Genomic DNA, 23,653 nt, shown 5'->3' on the forward strand with positions numbered 1-23,653 from the left:
CAGGTCCGAGCGAGCGCCAGATGAGGCCAGCCCATAAGGGGCGAGTATCACATGCCATGCAGCGGATGGCGAAATACGGAAGGGAGATCGGGAAACCGGTCTCCTTTTTCGTTTGCGGCTTAAGAAGCTATCGCCTCCACATCTGCCCAAGTTCTTCATCGAACCACGCTTCTGCGTCGTAGTCTGGTCCCATGACAGAGCGAAAGTTGAGATAGCCTGAATAGCGGTTTGCCGCGATCCATGCTTTGAAGGCCGAGAAGGACGGGTGTTCCCGTTCTTTCTCGGAAAGCGTGTTCGCCCATTGTGTGGCCAAGTAGCGAATTGCCTTTTCCGCTTCCGCCTTTTTCATCGCTCGCCGCTCCTTAAAGCGCGTCGCGATCTTTCAGATTCGCTCCATGCGCTTTAGGTTCTGATTTTACGCATGTCTTTATCCCGAAACCGGTTCCCACTTTCGGGAGACATGCTTTAGGAAGCCGGTTTCGGCTTGGCTGCCTTGGGTGCCGAACGTTGTGCTTCGGCTATCGTCTTCGCCTGAGACATACCGACCTGCAGTTGCTGGCGTGCGCTGGCGTTGTTGGTGAGATCGGTTACCTGTTCGAAGCCACTGCCCGGATTAGTGACGATCGCAAGTTGTGCATTTACCTGGGTTGGGTTGTCTCCGAGGAACGTCAGAGACAGCCTAGAATTCGGCACAACGTTCCATTGCGACCCGAATACAAGCTGAGCGCCGAAATTGTCCTTGGCAGGCCGGTCCATGACCAACTGCAAGTCGCTGTCGCGCACAATCTGGAAACCTCGCCCGAGATAGGCTGACACGATTGCTTCTTTTGTTGTTTGCCTRCCCGCGTTGAAAGTAAAATTGTTTGACGGCATCGGCCCCGTAGGCGCGGTCTGACATCCCGCAACAATCAAGACAATTGCGGCAAGCGCAGAAACTGTTCTGAATCGCATGATATCCCCCTACCGAGYGCCATGTTGAGGGCGGGTAGAGTAGGGAGTCAATTGGCTTGACGTGATGGGGAATGTGTCACGCTGGTTTGTCCACCAGTGGCATCTTCCTCGTGGGCGCCTTGTAGGCTGTCACAAGCCTGAGTGTGTCCATGTTCACCGTCACCGTGATGCCAAGGTTCACCGTGACCCATTCGCCGTCGATATKGGTAACGTCGCCGACGAGTTCCATCTGCTGACCCTTCTTCACCTTGGAGGTTCGGTCAACGATCGAGTGTGGAAAACCATAGGAAGGAATCGAGACGCTGATCCTGTCATCAGTGACTCGTCGGCGGACGGTCGCGGTGATCGCAACCTCGTCGCCGATCTTTGTGCTCCTGGCCATGCCATGACTCTGGCGCAGTCAGGGGCTTCGTCAAGCGAGTGCTAATGCACCTTCTGCTGAGCACCTATCTGGCTGACCGCTGTGGTCACGTCTTCAACATGCCCCATCTTTCCTCCTCCAAGTCCCGGAAGCATCGCTTTCCATTTTCGATGCAGTCCTCCAGGATCGAGTCCGCCCCGTGGCTTACACGGGCGACTTCATTGCAATAGCCGTGTCGCCGGGAAGAGATGCCCGACCTAAGTCGCGCTTGGTTAGCCTTTCATAAGCCTGTTCTGCTACTTCCATTGTCCTTCGGGGACTTGGACACGAGCAGAAATGGATCGACCTATTGCCGCCGATTCGTGGCAGGAAATACGCCTTCAGGTTCTCGAGCGTGACCACTACCGCTGCGTCTCATGCTCGACCCCGGTGAAATCGGCCGAGGCAGATGYCCATCACCTGTTGCCCAGATCGATGGGTGGAACGGACGAGCTCTCGAACCTGGTCACCCTTTGCGATGGCTGTCATGCAGTCCATCACCCAAACCTAGCCGGTGGTCTTGCGAGAAGGGTTATCGAGCGATGGGCGGTCAGGCTTGCCCGCTGGTTGGATACCGAAGGCAAGGTTTCTGAAGGCGTGGGCAATTTCGGCCCGGCCCTCCGGCTGTTCGGGAAGGAGCGCTTCCGGGAAGGCCAGTTGCCGATAGTACTGGCTGCGCTCTCTGGAAAATCGGTCCTGGTCGTCAGTCCGACGGGATCGGGCAAGACCCTTTGCTTCCAGCTGCCTGCCGTGCTTCGCCGCGGCCTGACCATGGTCGTCAGCCCCCTGAAGACCCTGATGTCGGAACAGGTGTCCGATTTGCTGGCAAAAAAGATCCCTGCCACCTTTATCAATAGCGACCTGAGCGTCGAGGAGAAACAGGTCCGGTTTTCACTGCTGGGCCGAGGCGCTATCAAGTTACTATATCTGGCTCCCGAGCGYTTCTTCGTCAGGAGCGAGAGCGAACGTGCTCGCCTGAAGCAGACGGGGCCGTCGTTCGTTGTCGTGGACGAGGCCCACTGCGTCGATCAATGGGGCAGGGACTTTCGGCGGGAATACGGCCGCCTCAAGGAGGWCCGCGAAAAGCTGGGTGCGCCACCCGTCCTGGCGTTCACGGCGACCGCCGGGCGGGAGATGCAGCAGCGCATCCTGAAATCGCTCGGCATCGAGGACGCCGAAGTCTTCGTGCGCGATGTCGACCGACCCAACATCGCGCTCCTTAGATGGCGATGCGCATCCGATCAGCGAACCGTCGAAATCGCATCGCTCCTGCGGTTGCCGCAGCTCCAGGGACAGAAGGCGATGATCTTCGTGCCGTCAACGAACGTCGGCGAGGAGCTGCAAGCGGCTCTGCGCAGTCTCGGGATTGAAATGCCGCTCTACCATTCCAAACTGAGGAACGCATGGGAACGGCAGGAACTCGTCAAGCGCTTCCTTGGACAAAGCAGGCCGGTCGTCGACCAGATCATCTGCACCAACGCCTTTGGCATGGGCCTCGACGTCCCGAACGTCCGCCTCGTGATCCATTGGCAGCAATCGGCATCGGTCGAAGACCAGTTGCAGGAATTCGGCCGCGCCGGAAGGGATGGGAAGCCTTCCGTGGCGGTTATGTTCCATAGTGGCTCGAGCGTCGGCYGCGATATCTCAAGGCTGCGTTTCATGGCGGAGAAAACGGTTGAGGCAGCACAGGTCCTCGCGCTCGACCGRGAGCAGATGCTGGAGCAGCGCCATCGTCAGATTGATCAGGTCAGCGAGCTAATGAGGGCCCGGTCTTGCATGCGCACCGCGATCTCGGAGTATTTTCAGGGGCCGAAGACCGTGCGGCGCCCAAGCCTTTCGGTCAGGATTCTGGATTGGGCATTCAGCAGCCGAAGGAAGAATCGACGTTTCCAGGCCTGCTGCGATCATTGCAACCAGGCGGAGATCAGACGCCGTGGAAGGACGGGGTACRTCGCCCGCGTCATTGCTGGCTAGGTTTACGGAGCCGATGYGGATCTCGAATTTTGGTGGGGCTAGGCGCTCTGCGGCCGAACAATTCAGAAAGGAGAAGAGATTCGCCATGGTGAGCTCGCCGCACACTTGGTCATAGATGCACCTTCAGTCCGGAGAAAGTCACGTCCCCTCTGAGGATAGGAGTCTGACCTTCCAAGCAGCTGGATTCCGTGTGCCTTACGGTCGCAGCCGGTCCAACGTACTCGCGTCGGCCATACCGATCGCACGTCAGTTCAGCCGGCCTTTTGTCCCTTGRCCAAAAGCAACGGTTTGCTCCAGCGGCTCTCAGATTCTGCTCGGCTTTCACAGCGCGTCAGTTTGYCGTCAGGTCAGCCAAGCTACGTTCCGCCTCAAGGGAGCAATGATTGTTAGGTGATGTTGAAGGTGATTGYGTCCTCCCGACTGCGAGCAAAGGTATTTGAGCGTCGRCCCGGCTAAGGGCCTGCTCGATTTACCGATGGGACAAGGTGCTTGCTTCAGAGCTCCCGGGTTCGGTGCGCTAGGCGCGTTGCGCTTCTGCTCGCCGACAGGTCAGGTGTCAGATTGGCGGCGGAGTAGATTGCAGCTGCCCCGACGCTAACCACCGCGGGAAACGTTCGCTTGGCGGGAGCATCAGGGGCTCCGCCGAAACAGACGTTGCTAATGACGGTTTTCTTAGTATCCTTCGGCTTCCTTGGCCGCAGGTACATAGTCACCGAATTCCGGCCATCCGCTCGCTATGGTGCAGAATCTCGAGGCGGACGTGGCCGGAATAGGTTCGGCCACAAGCCTCCGAATTCCAGTACCGTCGCAGTAGGTGCACGCAACGGTGCGACCTGGACAGCCCGGCCTATACCACGCTTAGGCCTTATATTAGCTCCTTGCGACACGTTTAAGCGCAGGTTACCCATTTTTACCCAGTCGATCGGGTGCTTTCTAAGCGAGATCGTCGGAAGGCTCTTATTGGGGCTATGGGCGAACTCGGGATGGAGGAGTGGACCCAAAAATTAGCCCCAGGGAGGATCACATGAACCGCTCATTTGCCGTATTCGTTACCGGTGCTCGTCGCTACGCGAACGCCTTGCTTTTGACTTCGGCGCTCGTCGCCACCTCGGTCTCGTTCGCGACGTCGGCCACCGCTGAAACCGTGAACTGGCGTCAGTTCGAAGGAACCAGCATAACCTGGGCTTACGACATTCACCCCTACGCAGACGCTCTCGCTGCGGAACTTCCGGAATTCGAGAAGCTGACCGGCATCAAGGTCACGCCGGAACTCTACCCGGACGACGCCTACTGGAACAAGATGACGATCCAGCTGACGACCAAGTCGCCAGCATGGGACGTGTTCGGCACCGGGATTCAGCCCGCGTGGGACCTCGCTCCGAGCGGCGCCCTGGAGCCGCTGGACAAATACCTGAATGATCCGAAGCTCACCGATGMGGGATATGACTACAACGACTTCTTCCCGAGCCTGCGCGCGGCACTGACCTGGAAGATGGAAGACGGCCAGATCGCGACGGGCGAGGGCGGCCAGACTTGGGCGATCCCGCATGCGTTCGAGAACATCCAGCTGTTCTATCGTAAGGACATCCTCGAAAAGTACAAGATCGCCGTTCCGACGACTCCGCCGGAAATGGCCGCGGCGTGCGAAAAACTCAAAACAGCCGATCCTTCCATCACGCCGCTGGGAGTGCGGGGCGTGCGGTTCTGGAGCAGTATCCATACCGCCGCAGTCTCGATCGCCCGCTCCTACGGTGTCCACGATTTTGTCGTCAAGGACGGCAAGCTCGACACCGGGCTGGACTCGCCTGAATCGATCGCGTTCCACAAGGATTACGTGGACATGATCAAGAAGTGCGCGGCTCCGTCCTTCGCCAACGACAACTGGTACCAGGTCGTAGATGGCATCTCGTCCGGCCACACCGCGATGGCGATCGACTCGAATATGTTCGGCTTCTGGAACGATGTTGCGGGCAAGCCGGCATCCGGAAAGATCGCCTTCGCACCGCCGCTGCACGCCCCGAACGCCACAAACTTCGATTCCAACATCTGGATTTGGGCTCTCGCGATGAACGCGGCTTCCGAAAAGAAGGGGGCGGCTTGGCTGTTCATGCAGTGGGCGACCTCCAAGCAGGTGGCGCTCAAGGGCGCCCTTGCCGGTCAGCTCGTCAATCCGCCGCGTACGTCGACCTGGCAGGACGACGCCTGGACGAAGTATGCTTCGCAACCTGAGTTCAACAACTTTGTTGACAGCTTTAAAAAGACCCAGGACCGCGCCGCTCTCGCGTTCACACCGCGGGTTGGCTTCGGCGAAGCGATGAACGCATGGGCCGTGGCGATGCAGAAGATGGTCAACGGCGACGATGTCGAGACAACGCTGAAGGCACTGGCCGAAGAAATCCGCGCCGGGCTCTAATGAAAACGGACAGGGCAGTGCAATGCGACTRCCCTGTTTCCGCCACCGACGGAGGCCAACGCCGTGTCATCCCAAGCGCTTAAACCCAGCGTGCCAATGGCAGCCCAAGGACCTGGCCCCCGCGCTTCGTCCGGTTCGGCTTCGCCGGATGGGCGTTCCATCGACTTGTTCAGCCTTGCAATCATCCTTCCTGCCGTCCTTATCCTGCTCGRCTTCCTTCTTCTGTTCTTCTATGGTGTCTACCAATCCCTGACCGACCTTCGTCTGGGGCGGCCGATCGCGAAGTTCGTCGGCTTCGACAACTACATAGCCCTCGGCAGGACGGCTGAGTTCTGGAATAGCGTTCGCGTCACCGTGACGTACGCCCTGTCCTCGGTTGTGTTGGAGGCTCTTTTGGGCCTCGCCATCGCCAAGCTTTTCGCCTCGGGCGTGTTCATGGYAAGGGCTTTGCGCCCTGTCATCCTGCTGCCCCTGGTCCTTCCGCCGATGAGCGTCGCGCTGATGTGGACGACGATGATGAACCCGCAGAGCGGCATCATGAACTATCTCTTGTCCCTGATTGGGCTGCCGCCATTTGCCTGGATTTCAGATTCCCAAACCGCACTGCTTTCGGTGATTTTGATCGACGTCTGGACCTACACCCCGTTCTTCACCCTTATCATCTTCGCCGGTCTCCAAGGCATCACGGATGACATCCGCGAGGCTGCCCGCATAAACGGCGCGAAAGCCTGGGCCACCTTCGTCAACATCGAGCTGCCGCTRGTCGCGCCCTACATCCTGATCGCCGCGATCTTTCGGCTCATCGAGTCCCTAAACCAATTTGACATCATTTTTGGAACCACGCAGGGCGGTCCGGGAAATTCGACCTCGGCGCTGTCCRTGCAAGCTTACATCATGGCTTTTCAGAACCTTACATTTGGCCGCGGCGCGGCCATGATGGTCGTCAATTGGCTCATCGTTCTGATCGGCGCATTCCTTTCCGTAAAGCTCTGGCAGGCGGTTCGCCGCCGCGTGCGATAGGAGCCTGGCAGATGGATTTCACGCGCTCATACACGACCAGGATCGTCCTCAACGTGCTAGTCCTGATCTRCGTCGCTGTGCTCGCATTTCCGCTGGTGTGGATCGTCATGATGGCTTTGAAGCAGCAGAGCGAAGTCATGGCCTGGCCACCCAGATTCGTATTCACGCCCACCCTTGAGAATTTCCGGGTCCTCTTCGATACGGCCCAGGCCGGCGCTACGAGCTACGGGACCATCAAGGTCGACTTCCTCAAACCCGTGATAAACAGCGTCATCATAGCACTTGGCGCGGTAGTGGTTTCTCTGACCGCTGGCGTTCCCGCTGGCTACGTGCTGGCCAGGCGCGACATCCCTTACAAGGAAGACATCGCATTCTTCATCTTGGGATTCCGCTTCGCCCCTGTTCTCTTGGTCGTGATCCCGCTCTTCAGCTTGTTTCAATCCCTGGGGCTGTATGACACCTATATCGGCATGATCTGGGTCTATCAGGTCGTGACACTGCCGATGATCGTTTGGCTAACACGCTCCTATGTCGAGGACATACCAAAAGACATCGAAGAAGCTGCCGCGATTGATGGTGCCAAGCCGTTTCGTGTGGTCTTGCACATCGTTCTTCCGCTGCTGAACCCCGGTCTCATCGGTGCGTCCCTGCTGGTGTTCCTCCTTGCCTGGCACAACTTCGCGCTCGGACTGATGCTGAGCTCAACCAAGGCACCWGTCACCGTCGCGCTGCTGAAACTCCTCAATCCTGGTGTCCAATTCTATCCCGTCATGGCCGCGGGACTGGTCGTTACTATGATCGTGCCGGTTATCCTAATCGTCATAGGGCAGCGCCATCTCGAGCGCGGGCTGACCTTCGGAGCGGTCAAGTGAACCCTGCCACACTAATCTTCTTTGGAACGACGAACCTCGACCTATGCTTCAACGTGGAACGGCTACCGACACCGGGTGAAAGCTTGATCGGCTCTCTTGTCCGTCATCCGGGAGGCAAAGGTGYCAACCAAGCAGTAGCCGCGGCGAAGCTTGGCATGCGRCCAAAGTTCTTCACGCGTCTCGGCGATGATGAGGCGGGAGACATCTTGATGCGCTCCCTGACAGATGCCGGGGTCCTGACCGAGGCGGTTCAGATCGCGTCGGGCGAGGCCTCGGGGACAGCGCTCGTCATGGTCGGCGACGAYGGTGGCAACATGATCGTCATCGATCCCGGCGCGAACGCAAATGTCACCGCGTCCGTGATCGACGAAGTAGCTCATCACATAGAACCCGGGTCCATCGTGGTCGCGGAAATGGGCCTGCCAGTGGATGCGCTGGAGCGGCTTTTCGCGCTCAAGCCCAGGCTCGGCTTTCGCCTTATCTTCAATCCGGCCCCGGTGCGCACCGGGCTTTCTCGCGAGGCCTGGTCGCAGGTCGATTTCGTCACCCCCAACGAGTCGGAGACCTTCGAACTCACAGGGGTGGAAGTCGTCGATCCACAGAGCGCTGCCCGAGCTGCGAAAATTCTACTCGAACTGGGAGCCAAGGCAGCCCTCATCACCCTTGGAGAGCGCGGCGCGTTCTATTCGAACGGCGAGGAAAGCTTCCTCCTTCCTTCGTTCCCTGTGGTCGTGGTCGACGCCACGGCGGCAGGCGATGCCTTCAACGGTGGATTCGCGGCAGCGCTCGCCAGGAATGTGCCCGTCCGCGAAGCTGTCCGCCAGGCGATGGCCATTGCGGCGCTCTGCGTGACCAAAAGAGGCGCACAGCCGTCGATGCCGACCGCCGCCGCTGTCGATGAATTCCTGAACCACAGAACAWTACTGGAGATACAATGACATCCCCTCTTTTCACGATGTCCGGCAAGACGGTTCTCGTGACCGGCGCTGGCGGTGGTATCGGCGCCGCGATCGTCAACGCTTTTATGGCGTGTGGCGCCAATGTCGTCGCAACCGATGCTAGCAGTGAGGCGCTCACCCGGACCTACGGCCCGCTTGAAGCCAACGGCAAACCGGTCACGCTTGCCATGGACGTGACGAGCGAGCAGGACATCGCGCGCGTGCTCGACGCTGTCGCCGAACGCTTCGGACGCCTCGATGTCCTCGTCAACAACGCCGGGATTAAATCGGCGGAGTCGCTTCTCTCAGGCGACAAGACCAAGATCGACCGAACGATGAGGATCAACTCTGATGCGGTGCTCCTCTGCTCCAAGTCGGTCGTCCAGCRCTTCCTCCGCAACGGCGGCGGCCGCATCATCAACATCGGATCATCCCTGTCGTCGCAGGGCGCCGTGTTCAACTATCAGGCGGGCGGGGCGGACTACTGCTTCTCCAAGGCCACCGTTCACGATCTCACCAAGCTTCTCGCCTACGAATGCGCGCCACTGGGCATCAACGTGAATGGAGTCGCTCCAGGCATCATCGACACGCCCATGCATGACCGCCCGAAGGAAGAAACCGAAGCAAGGCATGCGGGCCGCATTCCGCTGGGCCGCGTCGGATCGCCTGAAGACGTCGCCGGCCTTGYGGTCTTCCTTGCTACCCCTGCGGCCACTTACATCACCGGCCAGATCGTTCATGTGAACGGCGGGATGTTGATGAATGGCTGACAAAGATTCAACGCTTGTCTGGCCGCGCATTACGGGGATTGTCTCCGACCTCGACGGCGTCGTCTATCGTGGCAAGAATGCCATCCAGGATGCTGTCGGGGCATTTAAGGCCTGGCAGGCGGAGCGCATCCCGTTGTGCTTCGTCACCAACAATTCAACCCACACAGCCGGAGACGCTGTCTCGAAGCTGCGCGGCTTTGGCCTGGATGTGGGGGAAGAGAACGTCGTCACGTCCGCGGCTACCGCCGCAAACCTAATCCGGCAAACCTATCCAGCGGGGACGCGGACCTATGTCATCGGAGCGCCTTCCCTGAAGAAGGCGATCGCCGATGCGGAGCTCCAGATTACCGACGAGCAACCGTCTGTCGTGGTCATGGGGCTCGATCGGGACATCACGCACGAGAAGCTCACAATTGCCGTGGACGCCATTCTCAAAGGCGCGGTCCTGATTGGAACCAATCCGGATCTCCTGCTTCCGACTCCGACCGGTTTCGAGCCCGGGGCAGGTGCATGTCTGACCGCAGTCTCGGCTGCCGCACGGGTGAAACCCATCATCGTGGGAAAGCCGGAAGTGCACATGATCGAAGCTGCCTTGTTGCGCCTCGGCACGGATCGATCCTCGACGCTGATGATCGGTGATCAGATACCCACGGATATCCAGGCTGGGAAACGCGCAGGGCTATGCTCCGTCCTGGTGACCACGGGAGTTCCGCCGGTCGACGATCCGTCGCTGCTTGCGCCGGATTTCACCGTATCGAGCCTGAAACAGATACCTTTGAAGCGTTGAGGCGATGGCATAGTGGGAGGAAAACATGGCTGAGGTTCGCCTCGAAGGGATCCGGAAGGCTTATGGTGATCTTGAGATTCTGCGCGATATTGATCTCGACATCCAGCATGGCGAGTTCGTGGTCTTTGTAGGCCCCTCCGGGTCCGGCAAGTCGACATTGCTTCGTATGATCGGCGGCCTGGAAAAGATCACTGGCGGAACGCTCAGAATCGACGACAAGGTCGTCAACAGGCTTGACGCCGCCGACCGCAATCTTGGGATGGTGTTTCAGTCCTACGCCCTTTACCCGCATCTATCCGTCCGCAAGAACCTGGCGTTCCCGCTGAAGATGGCCAAGATGAAGAAGGACGAAATCGCCAGTCGCGTCCAAGCCGCCGCCGCCCTGCTCCAGATCGAGCACCTCCTCGACCGTAAGCCAAGGCAGCTGTCTGGCGGACAACGTCAGCGCGTGGCGATCGGTAGGGCGATCGTCCGGGAGCCGAAGGTGTTCCTGTTCGACGAGCCGCTGTCCAATCTGGATACCGAGCTGCGCGTCCAGATGCGCGTGCAGATCGCCAAGCTTCACAAGCAACTTGGCAACACCATGATTTATGTGACCCATGATCAGGTCGAGGCGATGACGATGGCCGACAAGATCGTGGTCCTGAAAGACGGTCGCATAGAGCAGGTCGGGTCGCCGCACGATCTCTACCACCGGCCGATATCAAAATTCGTCGCAGGCTTTATAGGATCGCCACGGATGAACTTCCTGCCCTGCAACGAAAAAAGCTCCGACCGGGAACGTACCGAGATTATCTTGAGTGATAAAATGTCTTATTGGCTACCGATACAGACGACATCGTCGAAAGGTGGGCGCCCCCTGACACTTGGCATCCGTCCAGACGATTTCGTGGCGCCGGCCGGYATGCCGAGAGAACTGGTAGTCGACATCGACGTCGACTTTGTCGAGCATCTCGGAAGCGCGACATACCTTTACGGGACCGCTCTCGGCGACCATGTCGTTGCCCGGGCGCCCAACGACCACTTTCACGTCGGGAAGGCCGGGCGGGTGTCGCTTGCCGTGTCCGCTGGCGACTGTCACCTCTTCGACGCCGAAGGGAGGGYCCTGACGAGGCTCGAGGCACCCAGGACGTGGAATTGAACGTTCGATCCGCAAACGTGCTAGGATATCAGCATTCCAACGGGAAACGCTGAGATAACGGACTTACGGGAAATCCTCGGTAACTCGCGGTCATTTATCCTGGGAGCAGCGATCGGCTCTGGCATGACAGCGCGGGCGGCCGAACGCGCGGGGGCGGACTTCGTGCTGGCGCTCAACGCCGGCCGGTTCCGTGCGATGGGCGGTTCGTCGCCGGCATCAATCTTTCCGATCCGCAGCAGCAACGAATTCGTGTCTGGTTTCGCCCGCTCCGAGATCCTTAGGAGCACGAAACTCCCTGTGTTTTTCGGAGCTTGTACATTCGATCCCCGCCTCGAGCTTGATCGGTTCCTCGACAACGTCACCCGGTGGGGGTTTGCAGGTGTCACGAATTTTCCGTCAGTGATCCATGTGGACGAGGCGCGAAGGTCCATCCTCGAAGGATGCGGTCTCGGATAYGCACGCGAAGTCGAACTGCTCGTCAAGGYGGCGCAGCGCGGCCTGATGACGATCGCCTATACCCRCACACAGGCTGAGGCCCGCCGTATGGTTGAAGCGGGCGTCGCAGCCATCTGTATGAATTTCAATCTCAACCCTGCTGAAACGGCGGTGTCGTCGTCGTCCATCGGCCTCGCGGAACTCGCCGCGCGAACGGGCGACATCGCGCGGGCAGCGCACGCCATCAACAGGAATGTCCTCTGTCTCCTCGGAGGCGGCCCGATCACGAAGCCACAGGAGTTGATGGACGTCTGCCGCGAGACCGGAACGCAGGGGTTCATTGGCGGTTCTTCCCTCGACCGGGTGCCGCTCGAAATGTCGGTTCTGGAGATGACCTCGGGGTTCAAGGCCATCAATGTCCTGCGGGAAAAGGTCGACCTGCTGGAACGGCAGCTCCAGCTGAACGGCTACCGTCATGGCGTGATCGCCCGGTCGGCGTCGATGAATCAGGCCCTAGACGCGGCAAAGCGTCTTTCAACCGGCACGAACCCGGTCCTGATCGTCGGCGAGCCGGGCACGGGGAAGCGTCGCGTCGCAAGCCTCGTGCATGCCTTCGGCGCGAGAAAGCACCGTAAGCCTGTCACCTTCCCCTGCCGCAAGGCGCCCGGCATTCAGAATGAGATGGCGCTCTTCGGCATGGAAGCTGAAARGGACGCACGGCGCCGGTTGTCACTGCTGGAGATGTCTACGGATACCTCCTTGGTCATTCTTCACCTGAACACGTTGTCTGAAGACGGCCAGGAACAGCTTGCCGATTACTTGGAGCGTGGCACCTTCACCGCTGTCAACGGCGCGGCTGCGACGCGATCTGAAGCAAAGATCATCGCCACATGCACAGTGTCTGCCGGAGCGGGCCTGGAAGCGCTGTCGCTGWCGCCGCGCTTGAGCAGTGTCTTCACCGGGCTGGAAATTATGCTTCCTCCCCTGCGGGACCGGCTGGAAGACCTTCCAGCGCTCATCCACCATTTCACAGTGGAGACCAAGGGCGACGCGGAGGCAAATGCGCTGACGATCGAAAACTCTGCATTTTTGGCGCTGGCCAGCCATGCGTGGCCAGGCAATGTCAGGGAGCTACGCCACGTCGTCGAACAGCTGGCCACCCTGCCCGCAAATACATCGATAACGGCGGAACGGGTGCTCCCGCTTCTTGGAGCCAAACCGGCAACCAAAGGAACCACGACCCTTTCGGAGCGAGAATGGGTCATCGACGCGTTGCGCCGCAACAAGCTTCACCGAGGCAAAGCTGCCGCCGCGCTCGGCATCACCCGAAAAACCCTATACAACAAGATCAAAAAGCACCGCATCCTAGAATGACGTCTCGGATTTCGCGAGCGGAGGCGCCGRCAGAGACCACACCGGCAGCTCGCTCGCCGTTTCATCCGAATATACGAGCGACGTGATCGGCGCTATCGGACATGCAAGGGCCGCCGCCGAAATATGGAGAATGGCCTCCGGCGTGTTGGGGAACAGATTGCCTGCCGCGGCTGCGTCTCGATTGGTCGATGTCAGGGCCAAGTCCAAGCCATTCTCCGCGAACCATCTCATGCGCTCCAGCTCAACTGAATTCGGATGATCTTCGGCACCCGCCTCCGATCTGGTTTCGATAAGAGCGGCTGGCGGAAAGTTCACGACGCCGCGGAAACCTTTGTCCGCGAGGGCGTCCGCGACGTCCTCCCAAAGCGTGAACGGGTCGATCATAAAGATCGTTGCGTAGCAACGAGCGCCTGCAACGGGCTCGATCTGGTCGAGGCTGCGCAGTAACTCGCCATTCCAGTCGCAAACTGGAAGCGTCGCCATCACAAGGGGAAACCCGGCCGGCAAGGCGCGAAGGCCTGGAGCGAACACATAGGTGTCATCGTCGCTCGGGGCACGCTCGGTCCAGATCGGCCGGTCTACGATCACCCACCTACCCAATTTTACCCATCTCTCCTTCGGCGGCCGATTATCCGGCCCGCCCCAAGCGTTTAATAGTCCTGGCCAACAAAGCAAGAGCGGTGCCGCGGAGGGCGATGACATGGGAATTCAATGCGCGACGTTCGCTCCATCTCCTGCGCGAAGGTACGAAACGTCGTGAGCGTAGAGATAGCCACCAAAGACGCAGTGGCCATTGTCGCGACGATGGACACGAAACAGGCTGAGGCACACTTCGTGGCCGACATCGTCAGCGGCACCGGACGCAGTGTTGTCTTCGTCGATGTGGGGACCTCAAACGACGGAAATTCCCGGTCGATCGATCCTGCAGCCCTGCTTGCGGAAATAGCGGGCAAGGCGCGCAAGTCCGTGAACGAACTTTTCGAAGCAGGCAAGGTCTCCGCCGTGATCGGCATCGCCGGCGGTAAAGGGAGTGGCGTATTCGGTGAAGTCATCGCCGACCTGCCTTACGGCTTTCCCAAGCTGCTGGTTTCAAGCGCACGCCCCGCCCTGCTTGCCGAACTGGCAGGGAGGTCGGATATCCTGCTCTATCCCACGCTGGTCGATCTCTTCGGCGTAAACGGGTTCACGTCACGGGTTCTTGTAAACGCCGCGCATGCGATCACCGCCATGCGCTACATTCCCAGGGCGATATCGCGGCAAAGAATGGTAGCCATCACGTCGTTTGGCGTCACAACCCCCGCGGTAAACGCTTGCGTCCGGCTTCTCGGCGAGAAGCAGATCGAGTCCATCGTTTTCCCCGCGAACGGCGCTGGCGGGCGAAAGATGGAATCGCTCGTCGACGCGGATGAATTCGATGCCGTGATTGATCTCACCACGACCGAGCTCGCTGACGAACTGCTTGGCGGCACCGCCAGCGCCGGGCCCGATCGGCTGACCGCGGCCGGACGTCGTGGAATTCCGCAATTGATCGCTCCTGGTGCCGTCGACATGGTGAACTTCGGCATTCGCTCCTCAGTGCCGTCTCGGTTCGCTGAGCGGGAGCTGTACGCTCATACGCCCTACACGACCCTGATGCGCACGACCCCTGAGGAAACGAGCGCGATCGGCCATCTGACCGCGCAAAAGCTTTCTCAGTCCAGAGGGCCAACTCAGGTCCTGTGGCCCTCGAAAGGCGTGTCGGATTACGACCGCAAAGGCGGGCCGTTTCACGATCCCGAGGCGAACCGCGCATGGCTCTCAGGCCTGCGCGCCGCGCTTCCCGGCACCATCCCCGTCCGCGAACTCAATTGCCACATCAACGATCCCGAATTCGCAAGTGCCGCGGTCGAATGGGTACTTGACCACATCGATACAGAGACCGCCGATGAGAATGTTTGACCGCAACGAAATCCTGGACCGGATCGCTGAGCAGTCCGTAAAAGGCGCCGCGATTCTGGCTGCCGGTAGTAGCTGCGGCCTTGTCGCCAAATGTGCCRCGCTTGGCGRTGCGGACATGCTTGTCGTCTACAGCACGGGCCTCTCGCGGCTCATGGGCCTGCCGACCAGCCGGATTGGGGATTCGAACGCGCGCACCATTGAAATGGCCGACGAGATCCGCAATGTCGTCTCCGATGTTCCGGTCATTGGCGGCGTTGAAGCGTGGGACCCCGTCCGGCTCGATCTCGACAGGCTTCTCGACAAGTTTTGGGCCGCTGGCTACTCGGGCGTGATCAACTATCCGACGATCTCCACGATGGGCGATAAGTGGCGCGACCGCCGTGGTCGCGTAGGCCTTGGTTTCGAGCGCGAAGTCGAGATGATCGCCACGGCGYGGAAGAAGGGCATTTTCTCAATGGCCTATGTCGCCTCAGCGAACGACGCGGCGGACATGGCCAAAGCAGGCGCGGACTGCATCGTTCCTCATGTCGGTGCCACACGTGGTGGACTTGTCGGCCATGACGAGGATCAGGCGATCGGCGAGGCGATCGAACGGATCAACCGGATCAATAACGCGGCGCGCACTGTCCGCGGCGACGTCATCCTTCTCGCCCATGGCGGCGCGATAGCCGAGCCGCAGGATACCGAAGAAGTCTACAGGTCCACCGATTGCATCGGCTTTGTCGGCGCGTCCTCGATCGAGCGCATTCCAATCGAGCGAGCCGTGAAATCGGCTGCCGAAGCCTTCAAGGCCGTCCCCCTGGACCGCAACAAATCCTAAGTACGACTCCCGAGGAACCCATGGCCGACACTGTAACCCCACCCGTGCGTAAGCAGGCGGGCTCCGCAAACTGGCACGCGGTCTAYGACGTGATCGCGATCGGAAGCGGCGCGGCGGGCCTGTCCGCGGCCCTTTATGCTTCCCAGTCGGGACTGCGCGTCCTGGTGACCGAAAAATCCCCAAAGCTCGGCGGCACGACCGCCCTGTCGAACGGAATGATATGGATACCCTGCTCGCCGCAGGCCTTGGCCGCGAAGGTCGAAGACAGCATCGACAATGCGCGCACGTATCTGAAGGGAGAACTCGGGAATTATTAYCGGGAGGACTTCGTCGAAGYCTATCTGGCGGACGGACCCGAGGCACTCATCGAGATCCAAAAGGATTCCGAGGTGAAATTCACGCTCGCGACGGCTCCCGATTACCATTCAAGCCGGCCCGGCGGTGTAAACTTGGGCCGCGCATTGAGTCCCGCTCCGTACGACGGTCGCCTGCTGGGCAGAGACTTTGATCTGGTCGGCGATCCTATCCGCGTGGTTCTCGGCGGYATGATGATCTCTTCCGGCGAGGTCGGAAGATTCCTCAATCCCTTCAAGTCGAGGGATTCGATGAAACATGTGCTGAAGCGCCTGGGGCGCTACATCGGCGACCGGATGCGCTACAGGCGCGGCACCGAGTTCAGTGRCGGAAACGCATTGATTGCGAGATTCATCAAGAGCCTGAGACAGCTGCAGGTGGATATCTGGACCAGCGCGCCTGTCACCGGACTGGTCATAGATCAGGGCAAGGTGGTTGGGGCGGTCATCCGCAAGGACGGCAGGTACATGCGCGTCCGGGCAACTCGCGGCGTCGTGCTCGCTACCGGGGGGTTCCCTCAAGATGCCGGACTTCGCACCGCTCTCAGCGGCGATCACCAGCATGACCAGAGCCTGGCCCATGCGGACGCTACGGGCGACGGTATCAAGATTGGATTGCAAGCGGGCGGCAAGATCGACAACGAGGTCGCGAGTGCCGGCTTCTGGACACCCGTGTCGCTGCTGCGCGAAAAAGGCGGACGAATGCAGACGGTTCCTTACGGCTGGCTGGACCGCGGCCGCCCTGGCGTGATTGCCGTCGGCCCGGACGCACGGCGTTTCGTCAACGAGTCGAACTCGTATCACGACATCTGCATCGCGATGTTCGAGAACGGCTACCCGACGGATGAGCGCTTTTACTTCATCTGCGATCATGAATTTCTCAAGAAGCGCGGTATGGGCCAACTTCTTCCGTGGCCGTGGACCCTCAGCACGAAATCCTACGAGCGTTCCGGGTACATCCAGGTGGCGGATACCCTCGCGGCCCTGGCCGTGAAGATCGGCCTCGATCCCCAGGCGCTCGCACAGACGGTTCAGGAGCATAACGAGCATGCCCGGACGGGCATCGACCCGTATTTCCAGCGAGGTGAATCCGCGTTCAACCGGACGCTCGGCGATCCTTCCGTCGGCAAGCCGAATTCAAACCTCGGTCAAATCAAGACCCGTCCTTTCGTTGCCTTGCGGATCGTTCCAGCCACCTTGGGAACGGCTACCGGTCTAGCGACAGACACCTATAGCCGGGTGCTCGACCAGTGGGGAAAGCCGATCGATRGGCTGTACGCGTGCGGTAATGATGCGACTTCAGTCATGCGAGGAGTCTATCCCGGCGCGGGCATCACGATCGGCCCTGGGATTGTGTTCGCGTTCCGCGCGGTCAAGTTCATCCGCGACAGCGCATTGCGCGGGCTTTGATATGCAGTTCGGTACCGGGACGTAAAAGACTGATCCATACCAGTTCCCATGCGTCCTGCGCCAAGCAGGCCGATCTTTTGCCCCGTGTCGTAGGCGTTGGTGTTGATGCCGGATTTCCAGTCAGGTCTATTGCACACCTGATTACGCATTCTGAAAGAAGCCGTACTTTTTCAGAATGGGCAGCAGCTTATGATGGTCATGGATGATGTAGTCTGGCTGCGCCGCCTGCAAACGCGACTCGGAAACAAATCCGCCTGTAATAGATATACTGATCAGCCCGAGCTTGCGCGCAATATCAGTTTCGATAGGCATGTCGCCAATGATGAAGGTCGACTCGGCACTCAGATTGTTTGTTTGCATGTAGACGCCAAGCCGGTCGCCCTTACTCATGGATTTATATTGAGTGGCGCGGCTTTCAAATGCCAGAACCTCGGTGACACAATCGTCGATTCGGAGCCTTCGCAGTTGGGTACGAAGGGGCTCGACTATATGGTTGCTGAGAATGATGGTTGAGACGGCTTGTTGACGCGCCGTTTCCAAAATGTGGCGCGCGCCTTCGCGTAGATCAGCTTTGCTCGCCAACGGTTCGTACATGTCGTGAAAAAAAGCGCTGTCATCGTTTTCCACTTCTGCGACCTCGCTTTCCGACATTCCAAGATTGCGGTAAAGGACGGAAAGTGGAACCTCGCACTGTTCCCGAAGAGTATGCATATCGATGGCAGCGCGACCAAAGCGCCTCAGAATAGCGTTGGTTGTTTGTAGAAATGCCTCGGCATCGTCAAGCAGGGTGCCGTTCCAATCGAATACAAGAGTAGGGTTCATGATGTGACCTCAGGCAAGCATAGTTCGGTAAAGGCGAGATTGGTGATCGATCTATTCAAATTCTCGTTCGCGCGTTTTTTCCCCGCTGGAGTTGGCATGTCGAACGTAAACGGAGATAGATCAATCGCATCGGACCCTCCCGGCAGCAACGGTATCAAAGCGTGAAAGGGCAGAAAGGTGATGGACGCAGCGTTAATTGATAGGGCAATTTTGCTTTCGATCACCCTTAGGGTTTGCGGTTCGATCTTATGAAAGCCAAGGCTTTCTATCCGCTTTTTGGGTGGCAGTGTTTTCCATACCTTCCAGAAGGCCAGTTCGTCTATCGTCTCGATGCCCATGCCATAGTAATTCGGCGCGACGATAGGTGGCGAACCGATCGCCCAATGCACAGCCTTCGCTCCGGCAGCATGGAGCATTTCCGTTACAGCCCGGCTTGTATCTCCCCGAATTAGTGCTTCGTCCACCATCATGATAACTCTGTCCCTAACATCGCTCTCTGCGGCGACACAGTATTTCTGCGCGATAACCGAGTTGCGAGTGCCAACGATACCTATAAGCGTCCGCTGCTGAAGTTGTGTTGCGATTACTTCTCGTCGCTGGACGAAAGCACCGTGTTTCTCGGCCAGAGATGCGAACAAGCCGTCGGCGTACGGGCTCCCGGTATGCGGCATGGAGGAAACGACAATAGGGGCAGAGCCCATCTCTGCTGCCACTTTCGGCGAAATAGTTCCACCCAGAGTCACGCCTATATTGTGCCGCGTGGCCAGGTGAGATTGGCCTCGTATCGACGTTTCGAGATTTCCGATGTAAAGCGTTTCGTAGACGCAAAGCTTAGGGTTATGTCGGGCATGGCCCACGCAACTGTCAATGCATTCTCCTGTTTTTCCGTCCAAATACTTGATGTGACCTGGCGCAATTTCCTCCGTTTTGCCTTGCAGTCCGGCAAAAGCTGAATTTTCAGAAGCAAAAAGTATAGAGCCATCTTCGGTTCGCATAAATTCCAAGGGACGTAAACCACTACTATTGCGGAAAGCAATCAGATTTCCTTCGCCATCCAACACAAGTGCACTGACGGCTCCATCAATCCGGTCATCGATATCACGAAATACACTTTCGTAATTGACCGGGAGAGCATGCTGCCAAAAAGCTCTTTGGYAAATGTGCTCAATAAAATTGAGCAGAAGCTCTGCATCCGTTGTGCCGTCGAAGCTATGCCCTCCCGCGAGCAATTCTTTCCGAAGTTCATCAGAGTTGACTAAAGCCCCATTCGACGAAAGGGCCAAATGGCGGCAGCCGGCTTTACGGTTATCAACAGGCTGGGCGACGTTGCCACCGTTTTCTTGGGAAGATGGATTGCGAATATGTGCAATCGCTACATGAGGCCTGAAATTCGCGTCCTGCCCATCACAATCGATGGTTTCCAATTCGCGTGGTGGCCGACACGACCTTATATATCGAATTCCTTTTGCATGCATGAACGCTGCAAGACCGAACCCAGCTTGTCCACGATTGTCAAGCTTCGGAACCATGTGCTTGAGCCGATTAAAAACCGTCTCCTGTGAATGACTTGAAGGCAACACAAACGCGCCCGCAATACCGGACATGCGACTTCTCCTTCCATGCGGCTCGGCGCGAACTCGTGGTTTTGTTTCCACTTAAGCAAGGCTAGTGCGCAAGGCGCGTGCCAAGGTCTTTGACGGCACGCCTGACGACGCGCCACGTCGGCTACGCGCCCGACAATACGGGTTGTGATCAAGCGGCCCTGATCCGGATCGTGGGACTTGCTACGCTGTCCTCATCAGACGCCAGCTTAGGACTTCTCGCAGAATCGACGGGTTTGCGGCATCGACGACCGGCATGAACACCGTGACTGTCAGCTACAAGCGCCATCGTTTCCCGGCCCCTTCAGCCTGCGTCTGGTCGGAGAAATGCTGTTGGAGCGCGGGATCGTGGTTTCTTATGAGACAATCCGCCGGGGCGTTCAAACGTGTCCGGTTGAAGACGTCCATGTCTGAAGGCCGACAACAAAGCGGATGAACCGGTCGACCAGTACGAGGCGTTCCGCGGTCCCCGATATTGCCGTACGGTTCGGCGCGACACGAGGAGCGGCGAWTTATGAGAAGCTGCGCGAGTACCTCAAGGAGGGTTTCGATCTTTCGAAGCGACAGGGCAACCAAGGTCGTCCCCTCGGCTCCCTGATGGCCATCTTCCAGAAGATMGCAGCATCAAGCTTTTTCGCCGGTCGTCGGACATTGAAGCGCCGGATTGCGATGCCAACGATACACGAGGCACTTATATTATTCGTGATCGCGACCTCGACATTGGTAAGCGCCACGCCGCTCCCCTCGTGCGGCGCATGAGGTGAATGTGCCAAGAATCCTTCTGATCGCGAGAGACGGAGGGTCCAGTGGGAGAAGACGGCAAAATGGACGTCCATTTGGACGTCCCGACAACTGGCTATGCAGGCCGTGTCGAGGTTCTGGAAGGTCCGACGGGACGGCGGGTTCGCGGAGGCCGATAAAGCCCGGATTGCGGCCGAGAGCTTGATGCCGGGAGTGCAGGTGGCGGCGATCGCACGCAAGCATGGCGCGACCCGCTGGCAGGTTTACGATTGGCGGCGTCGTCTTCGTCAGGGACGACTGGCGCTGCCGGAAAGCATGGCGCCTATGTTCGCGCCGTTGATGGTGGACGAACCATCGGCGCTGCAGCGGACGATGAGGYCATCGAAATCGACGCCGGCGAAGGTGGAGATCGTGATCGACGACATAGTGATCCGAACGGCGATTGACCTCGAGCACCTGCCGCAGGTGATCCGTGCGGTGCGGACCTCGCGATGATTGCACCGGGCGCCGATCTGAAGATCTACATGGCGACCCGTCCGGTCGACTTCCGTCGYGGCTTCAAGGAGTTCGACATTTTGGCCCCACGGCAATTGTGCAACGACCTGTTGCACAATTGCGAGGCTTGGCCATTCTGCGGCGAATTTCCTCATATATTTCAGGTTTCTAGGAGAAAACCCTTTAACGTCTGGGAACTCGCCATGGAGATCGGCGGCCAGCTGGTCAATGACTCGCGCACCCCATCCATGCTGCTCCTGCCGATCGAGAATCTCACGGCCGATCTACTACTGGCAGGGCAACAAGCCGCCGGATCTGGTCTGGGAGGGCAAGAAGGCTCCGGCCTAGGAACGCGGGGGCCATCTCGACCGCCGCTCCGCGCCGCGTCTAGGCGGCGATTTCCCAAAGAAACTGCCTGTTCGCAGTCTTGCCGACGTGCCTCACGCGCCCGGAGGCTAAGTTCGTGCACCTGCGGCGTTCGATTCTTGCTTCCGGCCAATCTCGATCAGCCTCACCGTCAACGCCATCATCGCGGTGACCGCCTGCCAAGCACCAAAAGCTGCGACAGAACATGCCCTATCTCTGCGCCTCGGTCGCCATCTTGAGCGCCAGCGCCGTCAGCACCGTGCCCATCATCCAGCGCTGCACGACCAGCAACTGCGGCAGCAGCGACAGATAGAGCACCGCGACCTTCGGGTTGAGCAGGTTGGTCATCAAGGAGCACGGCGAACGCAAGCTCATGCGGAAACTGGAGTTTGAAGATTCCGCAGAACCGTTCCCCATAAAGCACGATCTTTTCCAGCTAGGGCGGAAAGGATTCGCTGTCCTCGAAAGCATGGTCTTCCCCTTGCCGCTCGACAGCAAAGGCGCCGAATACCGGGCGGCTCGCCTCACGATCCGAACAGGCGAAGCTCAGTACGCAGTCTTCGCTGCGAACATGAACCTGGAAGCCGCAAAGGAGCTTGCCAGCCTGCTGCCGCTTCCTCGTCCGGAACTTAACGGGCTGAAGCTCACTGYCGGCTTCGATGGCTGGCGCGGCTGGGGCGACCCGCTTGTAGCGGCAGGTCGGCTGCCTTCGCGTGATTGGGTTCTGCAGGTCGATGATCCTGGCYACGCTGCTGTTCAGGTCGGCGGCATCTTCACGCCGGATGGCCTCGACCGCCTGGCTCCGTCAGAGCATCCAAATGCTCAAATCGACAACCATTCCGCCGGGGAATTCTACCGTCAGCGAGCCGCGGAGAGTGAAGTCAGGCTCGCGTTCTGAGGCAGAGGATAACGCCTCACCCTAGTCGGTCGTTTCACCCGCCCGTGTGACAACCACCAGGTCGTCCAGACTTTCATCATACTCGTAGGCAACGTCGTAGAGTCTAATCCCGCCTTCGTCTGGCGGGAGAGGGGGCGCCCCGTCGGCGTGGGCTTCACACGCAACGTAAAGCCAATGCTTGTCTCGAAGGCCGCCCGGCTTGCCGCAGGTCTCGCAGTATCGATAGGAACGCGAGTCTGCGAGGATCTCGGCCTTGTCTAGCGCGAGTTGAACGGACTGTTCCACGGCTCCATCGGCCATCGCGTCAACTCTTAGGCTTCCATGCTTCTGGTGGACCCTTTCCAGGCGAAGGCGTGTCCCCGCGGGGAGGGCCCCAGACACCTCGCCGAAGTACTTGTCCAGGACCTGTTCCCATCCAGGCCCGCACCCGAAATCCATCCCGGCCGGAATCAGGTCGGGATACTTCACCTTCAAGTTAGGGAAGTCTGCCATCTGGATGCCTTTCACCGTTCGCCGGGGCGCGTCTGCTCGCAGGGGTAGCAAGCTGGAGGTGAAGGTTTCGTTCATCGCGCCACGGCGATACTGGTCGGCCTTCCAGACAGACGGCGTCGCGCTCGCCTGTGCGGTCTTCGGAAAACAGCCAAGATATGAGGCGAAAACGCGGGTCAATTTGTCCTTGGCTTTTACGGTGGCGGAAAGACACTGACCGTGAAGAAAACCAGACGAAGCGACATCGATGGGCGATGTTGCAGAGATCTTAATCGTTTAGCGGAATAGCGGAAAGGCAGCAGTTATTTCCGGAGCGATTGCGTTGCCCAACACTGATCCAGGAAAATGGGAGCCTCATTTCGTGATGGGTTTGCCCAATGGCTACACAATTGAGTGCAAGAAAGGTYGAAAACGTGGTCCATATCGCTTGATTGGCCCGAAAGGCTTCATAGGCACCTTCAATGGCAAAGGACAGGCGCTGCACGCAGCCAGACAGGATTGGCAAAATCGGAATCCTCCTGACGATGGAGGAATCACTCAGGACCCCTTTCCATAGTTCTCCATCTAGGCGGGACCAATTGAGGATCGCACGAGACCTTGTTGGCGTTCTCTAGCGTCCGAGGCGCAAGGACAGTACGCCTCCGG

At 59.0% G+C, this 23,653-nt stretch carries 21 protein-coding genes and 3 pseudogenes; 15 read left to right on the plus strand and 9 right to left on the minus strand.

Annotated elements, in window-relative coordinates; translation table 11 throughout:
• Positions 1 to 127: 127 nt before the first annotated feature.
• From LCM4576_RS23125 to LCM4576_RS23135, 3 genes are all read right to left on the minus strand, one after another.
• On the minus strand, positions 128 to 349 hold the full coding sequence (locus tag LCM4576_RS23125; RefSeq protein WP_071034816.1) for a hypothetical protein: 222 nt from the start codon (positions 347 to 349) through the stop codon (positions 128 to 130).
• 116 nt (positions 350 to 465) lie between these two features.
• Positions 466 to 951, minus strand: a complete 486-nt coding sequence (locus LCM4576_RS23130; RefSeq protein WP_131803292.1) for a hypothetical protein — start codon at positions 949 to 951, stop codon at positions 466 to 468.
• A gap of 76 nt (positions 952 to 1,027) precedes the next feature.
• On the minus strand, positions 1,028 to 1,333 hold the full coding sequence (locus LCM4576_RS23135; RefSeq protein ID WP_071034818.1) for a hypothetical protein: 306 nt from the start codon (positions 1,331 to 1,333) through the stop codon (positions 1,028 to 1,030).
• A gap of 315 nt (positions 1,334 to 1,648) precedes the next feature.
• Here LCM4576_RS23135 and LCM4576_RS23140 point away from each other — a divergent pair, with 315 nt between their 5' ends.
• The 9 genes from LCM4576_RS23140 (at position 1,649) to LCM4576_RS23180 (ending at position 13,075) form a co-directional block, all read left to right on the plus strand.
• Entirely contained in the window at positions 1,649 to 3,325 is a 1,677-nt protein-coding gene (locus tag LCM4576_RS23140) for a RecQ family ATP-dependent DNA helicase (protein WP_083361483.1), read from the plus strand.
• A 1,024-nt stretch (positions 3,326 to 4,349) separates the two neighbouring features.
• Positions 4,350 to 5,738, plus strand: a complete 1,389-nt coding sequence (locus tag LCM4576_RS23145) for an ABC transporter substrate-binding protein (protein WP_083361484.1) — start codon at positions 4,350 to 4,352, stop codon at positions 5,736 to 5,738.
• A gap of 165 nt (positions 5,739 to 5,903) precedes the next feature.
• Positions 5,904 to 6,758: a carbohydrate ABC transporter permease gene (locus tag LCM4576_RS23150; RefSeq protein ID WP_244510888.1), complete on the plus strand. Its 855-nt coding sequence runs from the start codon at positions 5,904 to 5,906 to the stop codon at positions 6,756 to 6,758.
• Positions 6,759 to 6,769: 11 nt separating this feature from the next.
• Complete coding sequence (locus LCM4576_RS23155; protein ID WP_071034820.1) at positions 6,770 to 7,630, plus strand: carbohydrate ABC transporter permease; 861 nt, start codon at positions 6,770 to 6,772, stop codon at positions 7,628 to 7,630.
• Positions 7,627 to 8,568, plus strand: a complete 942-nt coding sequence (locus tag LCM4576_RS23160) for a ribokinase (protein ID WP_071034821.1) — start codon at positions 7,627 to 7,629, stop codon at positions 8,566 to 8,568. The genes LCM4576_RS23155 and LCM4576_RS23160 overlap by 4 nt, the downstream gene beginning before the upstream one ends.
• Complete coding sequence (locus tag LCM4576_RS23165; protein ID WP_071034822.1) at positions 8,565 to 9,338, plus strand: SDR family NAD(P)-dependent oxidoreductase; 774 nt, start codon at positions 8,565 to 8,567, stop codon at positions 9,336 to 9,338. Before LCM4576_RS23160 ends, LCM4576_RS23165 begins: the two co-directional genes overlap by 4 nt.
• Positions 9,331 to 10,125, plus strand: a complete 795-nt coding sequence (locus LCM4576_RS23170) for an HAD-IIA family hydrolase (RefSeq protein WP_071034823.1) — start codon at positions 9,331 to 9,333, stop codon at positions 10,123 to 10,125. The genes LCM4576_RS23165 and LCM4576_RS23170 overlap by 8 nt, the downstream gene beginning before the upstream one ends.
• 25 nt (positions 10,126 to 10,150) lie before the next feature.
• On the plus strand, positions 10,151 to 11,266 hold the full coding sequence (locus LCM4576_RS23175; RefSeq protein ID WP_071034824.1) for an ABC transporter ATP-binding protein: 1,116 nt from the start codon (positions 10,151 to 10,153) through the stop codon (positions 11,264 to 11,266).
• A gap of 72 nt (positions 11,267 to 11,338) precedes the next feature.
• A complete protein-coding gene (locus LCM4576_RS23180) occupies positions 11,339 to 13,075 on the plus strand; it encodes a phosphoenolpyruvate hydrolase family protein (RefSeq protein WP_274534981.1) in 1,737 nt (578 codons plus the stop codon).
• On the opposite strand, the gene LCM4576_RS23185 is transcribed toward LCM4576_RS23180, so the two are convergent.
• Entirely contained in the window at positions 13,067 to 13,675 is a 609-nt protein-coding gene (locus LCM4576_RS23185; RefSeq protein WP_198540305.1) for a hypothetical protein, read from the minus strand. The two genes, LCM4576_RS23180 and LCM4576_RS23185, sit on opposite strands and share 9 nt — an antisense overlap.
• A 111-nt stretch (positions 13,676 to 13,786) precedes the next feature.
• Between LCM4576_RS23185 and LCM4576_RS23190 the strand changes: the two genes are divergently transcribed.
• The 3 genes from LCM4576_RS23190 to LCM4576_RS23200 are packed head-to-tail and all read left to right on the plus strand — an operon-like array spanning position 13,787 to position 17,596.
• Positions 13,787 to 15,013, plus strand: coding sequence for a Tm-1-like ATP-binding domain-containing protein (locus LCM4576_RS23190; protein WP_083361486.1), 1,227 nt, complete (start codon positions 13,787 to 13,789; stop codon positions 15,011 to 15,013).
• Positions 15,000 to 15,833: a phosphoenolpyruvate hydrolase family protein gene (locus tag LCM4576_RS23195; protein ID WP_071034826.1), complete on the plus strand. Its 834-nt coding sequence runs from the start codon at positions 15,000 to 15,002 to the stop codon at positions 15,831 to 15,833. The genes LCM4576_RS23190 and LCM4576_RS23195 overlap by 14 nt, the downstream gene beginning before the upstream one ends.
• A 20-nt stretch (positions 15,834 to 15,853) precedes the next feature.
• Positions 15,854 to 17,596 (plus strand): FAD-dependent oxidoreductase, encoded by a 1,743-nt coding sequence (locus LCM4576_RS23200; protein ID WP_083361487.1) that lies wholly within the window; start codon positions 15,854 to 15,856, stop codon positions 17,594 to 17,596.
• Positions 17,597 to 17,737: 141 nt separating this feature from the next.
• Here the strand turns inward: LCM4576_RS23200 and LCM4576_RS23205 are convergent, their stop codons facing one another.
• Both LCM4576_RS23205 and LCM4576_RS23210 read right to left on the minus strand, forming a co-directional pair.
• On the minus strand, positions 17,738 to 18,418 hold the full coding sequence (locus LCM4576_RS23205; RefSeq protein ID WP_071034827.1) for an HAD family hydrolase: 681 nt from the start codon (positions 18,416 to 18,418) through the stop codon (positions 17,738 to 17,740).
• On the minus strand, positions 18,415 to 20,022 hold the full coding sequence (locus LCM4576_RS23210; RefSeq protein WP_244510890.1) for a hypothetical protein: 1,608 nt from the start codon (positions 20,020 to 20,022) through the stop codon (positions 18,415 to 18,417). Before LCM4576_RS23210 ends, LCM4576_RS23205 begins: the two co-directional genes overlap by 4 nt.
• A gap of 288 nt (positions 20,023 to 20,310) precedes the next feature.
• Here LCM4576_RS23210 and LCM4576_RS37260 point away from each other — a divergent pair.
• Together LCM4576_RS37260 and LCM4576_RS35090 are read left to right on the plus strand one after the other, a co-directional pair.
• Positions 20,311 to 20,394: pseudogene (locus LCM4576_RS37260) on the plus strand (IS6 family transposase); the annotation flags it as partial.
• 483 nt (positions 20,395 to 20,877) lie between these two features.
• The gene (locus LCM4576_RS35090) at positions 20,878 to 21,255 is read left to right on the plus strand and encodes a transposase (RefSeq protein ID WP_244510891.1); all 378 of its coding nucleotides are present in this window, start codon (positions 20,878 to 20,880) and stop codon (positions 21,253 to 21,255) included.
• 104 nt (positions 21,256 to 21,359) lie between these two features.
• Here the strand turns inward: LCM4576_RS35090 and LCM4576_RS37650 are convergent.
• Positions 21,360 to 21,539, minus strand: a pseudogene (locus LCM4576_RS37650) (DUF1016 N-terminal domain-containing protein); the annotation flags it as partial.
• A 292-nt stretch (positions 21,540 to 21,831) separates the two neighbouring features.
• Positions 21,832 to 21,972 (minus strand): annotated as a pseudogene (locus LCM4576_RS35100) (LysE family translocator); the annotation flags it as partial.
• Between LCM4576_RS35100 and LCM4576_RS23225 the strand changes: the two are divergent.
• Positions 21,962 to 22,519, plus strand: a complete 558-nt coding sequence (locus LCM4576_RS23225; protein WP_131803293.1) for a hypothetical protein — start codon at positions 21,962 to 21,964, stop codon at positions 22,517 to 22,519. The pseudogene LCM4576_RS35100 and the gene LCM4576_RS23225 sit on opposite strands and share 11 nt — an antisense overlap.
• A 21-nt stretch (positions 22,520 to 22,540) precedes the next feature.
• On the opposite strand, the gene LCM4576_RS23230 is transcribed toward LCM4576_RS23225, so the two are convergent.
• The gene (locus LCM4576_RS23230; protein WP_131803294.1) at positions 22,541 to 23,188 is read right to left on the minus strand and encodes a hypothetical protein; all 648 of its coding nucleotides are present in this window, start codon (positions 23,186 to 23,188) and stop codon (positions 22,541 to 22,543) included.
• Positions 23,189 to 23,653 lie beyond the last annotated feature (465 nt).

The sequence above is a fragment of the Mesorhizobium sp. LCM 4576 genome, from assembly GCF_001854815.1.
Classification (GTDB): domain Bacteria; phylum Pseudomonadota; class Alphaproteobacteria; order Rhizobiales; family Rhizobiaceae; genus Mesorhizobium; species Mesorhizobium plurifarium.

What these genes read in the sequence shown, in the direction of transcription:
- LCM4576_RS23125 (WP_071034816.1), bottom strand. Translation starts at nt 349, where the DNA reads ATGAAAAAGGCGGAAGCGGAAAAGGCAATTCGCTACTTGGCCACACAA.
- LCM4576_RS23170 (WP_071034823.1), top strand. Translation starts at nt 9,331, where the DNA reads ATGGCTGACAAAGATTCAACGCTTGTCTGGCCGCGCATTACGGGGATT.
- LCM4576_RS23190 (WP_083361486.1), top strand. Translation starts at nt 13,787, where the DNA reads ATGCGCGACGTTCGCTCCATCTCCTGCGCGAAGGTACGAAACGTCGTG.
- LCM4576_RS23205 (WP_071034827.1), bottom strand. Translation starts at nt 18,418, where the DNA reads ATGAACCCTACTCTTGTATTCGATTGGAACGGCACCCTGCTTGACGAT.